A 6730-nucleotide genomic window follows, 5' to 3' on the forward strand; every position below is an offset into this window, starting at 1 on the left:
TTATCATCACTGCTCCTCATGGCCCAATACGTCTACACAATGAACAAGGTCGGCAAGATCGTGCCGCCCAAACGCCAGATCCTGAAGGATATTTCGCTGTCGTTCTTTCCCGGCGCCAAGATCGGCGTGCTGGGCCTGAACGGTTCCGGCAAGTCGACCCTGCTGAAAATCATGGCCGGCATCGACAAGGACATCCAGGGCGAAGCGGTGCCCATGCCGGGCCTGAACATCGGCTACCTGCCGCAGGAACCGCAGCTCGATCCGGAACAGACCGTGCGCCAGGCCGTCGAAGGCGGGCTGGGCGAAGCGTTTGAGGCGCAAGCCAAGCTGGATGCGGTGTATGCCGCCTATGCAGATGAAAATGCCGACTTCGACGCGCTGGCAGCCGAACAGGCACGCCTGGAAGACATCCTCGCCACCGCCGGCGACGGCAATCTCGACCTGCAGCTGGAAATGGCCGCCGACGCCCTGCGCCTGCCGCCATGGGACGCCAAGATCGGCGTTCTGTCCGGCGGGGAAAAGCGCCGCGTCGCACTGTGCCGCCTGCTGCTGTCGAAACCCGACATGCTGCTGCTGGACGAGCCGACCAACCATCTGGACGCCGAATCGGTCGACTGGCTGGAACAGTTCCTGCAACGCTTCCCGGGCACCGTGGTCGGCATCACCCATGATCGCTACTTCCTCGACAACGCCGCCGAGTGGATCCTGGAACTGGACCGCGGCCACGGCATCCCGTGGAAGGGCAATTACAGCTCGTGGCTGGAACAAAAGGGCGATCGCCTGAAGCAGGAAGAAGCCACTGAATCCTCACGGCAGAAGACCATCGCCAAGGAACTGGAATGGGTACGGCAGAATCCGAAAGGCCGCCAGGCCAAGAGCAAGGCGCGCCTGGCCCGCTTCAACGAACTGAGCGAACACGAATACCAGAAGCGCAACGAAACCCAGGAAATCTTCATCCCGGTCGCCGAGCGCTTGGGCAATGAAGTGATCGAATTCAAGAACGTCAGCAAATCGTTCGGCGACCGCATGCTGATCGACAACCTCAGCTTCCGCATCCCGGCCGGCGCCATCGTCGGCATCATCGGCCCGAACGGCGCCGGTAAATCGACCTTGTTCAAGATGATCACCGGCAAGGAACAGCCGGACAGCGGCGAAGTGGTGCTCGGCACGACTGCGCGGGTTTCCATCGTCGACCAGTCGCGCGATTCCCTGTCCGATCAGAAGACCGTGTTCGAAGACGTCTCCGGCGGCGCCGACATCCTCACCGTCGGCCGCTTTGAAATGCCGTCGCGCGCTTACCTGGGTCGCTTCAACTTCAAGGGCGGCGACCAGCAAAAAATCGTCGGCAACCTGTCCGGCGGCGAACGCGGCCGCCTGCACCTGGCCAAGACCTTGCTACAGGGCGGCAACGTGCTGCTGCTGGATGAACCGTCAAATGACCTCGACGTCGAAACCCTGCGCGCGCTGGAAGACGCTTTGCTGGAATTCGCCGGCAGCGTGATGGTGATCAGCCATGACCGCTGGTTCCTGGACCGTATCGCCACGCATATCCTGGCTTTCGAAGGCGAATCGCAGGTATCGTTCTTCGATGGCAACTACCAGGAATACGAAGCCGACAAGCGCAAGCGCCTCGGTGAAGAAGGCGCCAAGCCTAAGCGCATCCGCTACAAGCCTGTGACACGCTGATAGACGTAAAACAAAAACGGGAAGCACAATGTGCTTCCCGTTTTTTCATCTGCGGCGCTTAAATATGCTGCCAGGCCAGGATGCCGAGCACCACACTGACGCCTCCCGCGCCATAGGCCAGCTTCTTCAGCCACTCCTTGCGCGTCAGCAGCGTGATCGCCGCCAGCGAAATCGCGATCTGGATTGCCGTCATCGCCTGCGCCCAGCGGTGATGCTGGTGCAATACCTGCTCTGATTTCTCATCCCAGGCGCTGGCCTCTTCTTCCAGCTGCTGCGCCTTCTTCTGCACCACTTCTTTTTCACTCTTGTAGCGCGCCGCCTCGGCTGCGTAGTGCGCGGCATCGACGCCCGGAATATGGGTCGCCAGCTCGGCCAGGTTTTGCCGGCTGGATTTGGCCTGGTAGTAGTTCCACTGGTTAGATGCTTCGGTTTTCTTGATGGCGGCGTTGTTCTTGTTCATCGCCGCTTCGCTCTCGGTAGAACCGGCCTGGTAGCTGAACATGGCGCCGACGGTCGCCATGATGGCGGTCATCACGGCGATCTTGCCAGCGAAATTGTCGCCGCTGGCGTGGGCGTGCTCGGTGACGTGTTCCAGGTGGTGCTCGTGCGGGCTGGGGACTTCGAATTCTTCGGACATTGGCAAGTAATGATTAAGTGTGATGGGGCAGACGTTAATTTACATTATGCAATATTAAGGCCTCTTGAAATTCCATCTCAAGAAAATATTGATTGTTCGGAAAAATGAAATGGTGTGTTTTTTGCTCCAAGAAGAGCGGGCGCCCTTGAATGCCTTGCTACATATACCGATCCCTTACTCTAGTTTGCCGGATTCGCTCAATATTCCCGTTTCTCAAAATTGCTATTGGGATAGAATTCATGGCCAATTGCTATCGAAACAGATGATGCGGCATCGTCATCAAAAGCGTGGATTTCCAGCAAGTGAGTTTGCTCAAGCGTTTCAGTATCGTTCTCGCAATATGACAAATAATAAAAAATCCCTGCTGGTTTTTTTCACCCTGCTTCTGCTGACCCTGGTTTTTTGGTGGCCTACGCTATTCGAGGGCAAGAGCCTGATACACGGCGACTCGATCATCCATGGCTTGCCGCTGTTCGATTTCCACTCCCGCTTCCTGCATGGCGGCGACACCCCGCTATGGACCGACAAGGTCTACGGCGGCCATCCGCTGTTTGCTGAAGGACAAGGCGGTTTCGCCAATCCGCTCAATATCCTGCTGGCCTGGCTGCTGCCGCCGGTCATCGGCGTCAATATTTTTCATCTGGTGTGCATGCTGATTGCCGCCGGTGGCGTCTTCGTACTGTGCCGGCTGCTGGGACGCAGCGTCTGGTCTTCCGGCTTCGCTGCGCTGGCCCTGGTTTTTTCCACTGCCTGGCTGCAGGAACAGAACAACCTGACCATTTCCGGCACGCTGGCATGGGCTCCCTGGGCGCTCGCGGCGACAGAAGCCTGGCTCAGGAAACCGCTTGCCAGGCAGGCGGTACTGCTGGCGGCGGCAGCGACGATGATGATCCTGGCGGGATATCCTCAGCTGGTGCATGCCACTGTGCTATATGCCGTATTTTCCTTGTTCGCCATGCCGTTTTCCGAGGATGGCAGGAAGTTGTGGCGAGCGCAGCGGCTTCAATTGGTGACGACCGCAGTGCTTGCTGCATTGCTTTTCCTGGGGCTCGCAGCGGTGCAATTGCTGCCGCTGCTTGAACTTGCGTCCCTCTCCCACCGTAGCGCCGGGGTTGGCCTGTTTTTTGAATTTTCGCCCATGGCAGTGCTGCGCGGATTGCTGTATACCCCCACCCCGCTGGCGCTGGCGCGCGACCGGCTCGACCAGATTCCGGGAGTCGGCAGCTTACTGGTCTGCATGCTGGCATCGCTTTTCCCGCTGTTTAAGTCGTCCTGGCGTGAAAAAGGGTATCTGCTTGCGGTACTGATACTGATACAGCTCGGTGCAGGCAAGGCGTCGCCGCTATTTCTCGCGCTCTACGACTGGCACCTGGTGCCGGGCCTGCATTTCTTCAGGACCACGCAATCCTATCTGGAAATCGCCTGCATCGGCATCGCTGTCCTGGCCGCCTTTGTCATCGACGGCTTGAGCAGCCAGGCGCGTCCGTCCGCTGTCGGCTGGCGGCGCCACAAGCGCCTGTGGCTCGGCGCCGTTTTCTATATCGTGGCCTGGGGCATCCTGATCGCCATCAGCGTTGAAGCGGCGACGCCATGGCAGCATCTCGCCATCGCGGCCCTGGCACTGATCGCCGCTGCGGTCCTGCTGGCCAGTGGCAAAGGGCGCCACATCCCGCTGCTGATGTTTGCGCTGTTGTTGCTTGAGTGCTGTGCGCTGCGGCTGCATCTGTTTCATTTCGGCGACGTCTCCCTGCTGCAGCGGCCGGCAACCCTGCAGGCATTGGCGCAACGCTATCCGATCCAGGACACCAAGTTCATCAATCACAGCCTGGCGGTCGCCTATGCCATGCGCAATTCCAGAGTTCCGGATCTGGATGCCAATGCGGAAAGAGCGCTGGCCTCGAACGCAGCGCTGAGCAACATGCGCTGGGATACGCCATCGGAAGACGGCGCCCTGGCCTTGCCCTTGCGCGCCCGCGCTCTGCTGATCCCGGTGTTTGAAGACGAGATGGAGGGCCGCACCAAGACAGGCCCAGGCCAGCGTGCCATCGATCTGCTCGGCGTCCGTTTCATTTCCGCCGACCGGCAATTGACGGCGCCGGGTTTCCAGGTTGCGGTGCACGACCAGCGCCAGAACATGTGGATCATGGAAAACACGGCGGCACAGCCGCTGTTCCAGACCTTTACCCGCTATCGCCCGGTGCATTCGGACGACGAAGCACTGCAGCTGCTGCAAACGCCGCGCCAGCCGGAACTGATCATCGAAGCGGCCAAAGGACAGACGCTGCCGCCGTTGTCGGACGCTGACAACAAACCGGATGCCATCCGCTTCAAGGTGCTGGCCAAGCAGCCGACTTTTTACGCAGTCGATGTAGATGCCGCCGAAGCGGGCTGGCTATTCCTCGCAGACGCCAATTACCCCGGCTGGCGCGCCACCATCGACGGCCAGCCGACACACGTATTCAGCGGACAGCTGCTGGGCAAGGCAGTCATGGTTCCGGCAGGCCGGCACAGGATTGAATTCCACTTTTCTTCATCGACCTTCCGTTACGGCTTGTGGTTATCATTGCTGACGCTGTTGATTTCTGCGGGATTGCTGGCTCGCTCATTTCTGCTGCAACGCCGCCGGCATCGCTTCGATGCAATAGCCAGATAAAATTAACGCCGACTCCGCAACGACGGGGGAGGACATAAAAGATGGAGACGTATGTCAAACGCAGCCTTATCGAATCAGCTAATCGCAGTCATCCTGCCAGCCTACAACGAAGAACTGACCATCGCCGATACGGTCAAGGCGTTTCACGCCGCCTTGCCGGAAGCGGTCATCTACGTCATCAACAATAATTCCAGCGACCGCACGCGTGAATTCGCCGAACAGACGCTACAGCAGCTGTCGTGTCCCGGCCGCGTGCTGAACGAAGCCCGGCAAGGCAAGGGCAGCGCCCTCCGGCGCGCGTTCATCGAAATCGACGCCGACATCTATGTGCTGGCGGATGCCGACCTTACCTATCCGGCAGACCAGGCGCGGGAACTGATGGCGCCGGTGATCGAAGGCCGCGCCGACATGGTGGTGGGCGACCGCCAGTCCGGCGGCGACTATGCGCGCGAAAACCAGCGCTCATTCCATGGTTTCGGCAACCGCCTGGTGCAATGGATGGTGAACCGCCTGTTCCGCGCCAGGCTGGTCGACATCATGAGCGGCTACCGCGTCTTCAGCCGCGACTTTGTAAAGACTTACCCGGTGCTGGCCGAAGGCTTCCAGATCGAAACCGACATGACTTTGCATGCCCTGCACAAGCGCCTGCGGATTGTCGAAATACCGGTGGCCTATAAAGACCGGCCGAACGGCAGCGTATCCAAGCTCAACACCTTGTCCGACGGCACACGGGTGCTGTTTGCGATCGCCCAGATTTTCCGCTATTACCGTCCGCTGGCGTTCTTCAGCGTGCTCAGCATCATTCTGCTGCTGTCCGGCCTGGCCGCCGGCGTGCCGGTGTTCGACGACTGGATCCAGTACCGCTACATCTATCACGTCCCGCTTGCCATCCTGGCGACCGGCCTCTGCATTGCGGCGGTAATGGCGCTGGGCATCGGCCTGATCCTGGATTCGGTGGCGCATCAGCAGCGTCTCGAATTCGAACTGCGCTGGCTATCGCGTTCGGAACGCCGTCAAGGGTAGCCAGGAAAGTTATCCCAGTTTCCTGCGGAAGACAAAATAGCGCGCAAAGAAATAGTTGACGAACATGCCCGCGATGCTTCCCAGCGCCACGCTGGCCAGCGGCAGGTAGGAAGCCGCGGGAAGCAGCGATACTGCAATCGCGTAGACCAGGTAGTTGACTGCGCCGCCGCCCAGCATCAGACCGAAGTACTTTGCATATTCCTGGAAGATCGAGACGCCGGAGACGCGGCTGCGGAAAGTAAACTGGCGGTTCAGCAGCCAGGTCGCCGTCGCGGCGCAAAAGAAAGAAGGCACGCGCGCCCAGTACAAACCCAGGCTGCCCTTGAGCAGGTACAGTACGCCTGCATCCACCAGAAATCCCAGCGTTCCGACAATGCCAAAGATAAGAAATTCTTTGCGGATGTTCAATTGCGGCCTCTGGTTCTGATGTCTGCCATGGGCAGAGATGCGGTTATCGCCTGTGCGGCCGCTATCTTAGCATCGTTGTTCCGGAGACCTTTCTGATGCCGCCCGGCCATCCCCACAATAAAAAAAGCCAGCTAATGATTTCAGCTGGCTTTTTTGCTGCCCGGATCAGGAATTCCTGATCAATAAGTATAGAACATGCGCTGGATTTCTTTGGTGTCTTTGGTCTTGGTCAGCGCCAGCATCAGAAGGATGCGGGCCTTTTGCGCATTCAGCGTATCGGCCACCACAAAGTCCAGTTCGTCGTCGTTGGCTTCGCCGTTACG

At 59.2% G+C, this 6730-nt stretch carries 5 protein-coding genes and 1 pseudogene; 3 read left to right on the top strand and 3 right to left on the bottom strand.

Annotated features, from left to right (window positions below):
- The first annotated feature begins 18 nt into the window (after positions 1-18).
- The gene (ettA, locus tag VNZ65_RS17750; RefSeq protein ID WP_061945267.1) at positions 19-1686 is read left to right on the top strand and encodes an energy-dependent translational throttle protein EttA; all 1668 of its coding nucleotides are present in this window, start codon (positions 19-21) and stop codon (positions 1684-1686) included.
- Between the two features lie 58 nt (positions 1687-1744).
- On the opposite strand, the gene VNZ65_RS17755 is transcribed toward ettA, so the two are convergent.
- A complete protein-coding gene (locus tag VNZ65_RS17755; protein ID WP_325671342.1) occupies positions 1745-2323 on the bottom strand; it encodes a DUF4337 domain-containing protein in 579 nt (192 codons plus the stop codon).
- A gap of 340 nt (positions 2324-2663) precedes the next feature.
- On the opposite strand from VNZ65_RS17755, the gene VNZ65_RS17760 reads away from it, so the two are divergent.
- Positions 2664-4976 (top strand): hypothetical protein, encoded by a 2313-nt coding sequence (locus tag VNZ65_RS17760; RefSeq protein WP_325671344.1) that lies wholly within the window; start codon positions 2664-2666, stop codon positions 4974-4976.
- Between the two features lie 51 nt (positions 4977-5027).
- Complete coding sequence (locus VNZ65_RS17765) at positions 5028-5999, top strand: glycosyltransferase family 2 protein (protein WP_325671346.1); 972 nt, start codon at positions 5028-5030, stop codon at positions 5997-5999.
- 9 nt (positions 6000-6008) lie between these two features.
- On the opposite strand, the gene VNZ65_RS17770 is transcribed toward VNZ65_RS17765, so the two are convergent.
- Together VNZ65_RS17770 and VNZ65_RS17775 are read right to left on the bottom strand one after the other, a co-directional pair.
- Positions 6009-6407 (bottom strand): GtrA family protein, encoded by a 399-nt coding sequence (locus VNZ65_RS17770; protein WP_325671348.1) that lies wholly within the window; start codon positions 6405-6407, stop codon positions 6009-6011.
- A 179-nt stretch (positions 6408-6586) separates the two neighbouring features.
- Positions 6587-6730 (bottom strand): annotated as a pseudogene (locus VNZ65_RS17775) (L-asparaginase); the annotation flags it as partial.

Origin of the sequence: Collimonas sp., from assembly GCF_035566555.1 — a bacterium.
GTDB lineage: Bacteria > Pseudomonadota > Gammaproteobacteria > Burkholderiales > Burkholderiaceae_D > Collimonas.

Excerpts from the sequence above, each read along its gene's own strand:
- VNZ65_RS17760 (WP_325671344.1), top strand. The coding sequence starts at position 2,664 with ATGACAAATAATAAAAAATCCCTGCTGGTTTTTTTCACCCTGCTTCTG.
- VNZ65_RS17755 (WP_325671342.1), bottom strand. The coding sequence starts at position 2,323 with ATGTCCGAAGAATTCGAAGTCCCCAGCCCGCACGAGCACCACCTGGAA.
- VNZ65_RS17765 (WP_325671346.1), top strand. The coding sequence starts at position 5,028 with ATGTCAAACGCAGCCTTATCGAATCAGCTAATCGCAGTCATCCTGCCA.
- ettA (WP_061945267.1), top strand. The coding sequence starts at position 19 with ATGGCCCAATACGTCTACACAATGAACAAGGTCGGCAAGATCGTGCCG.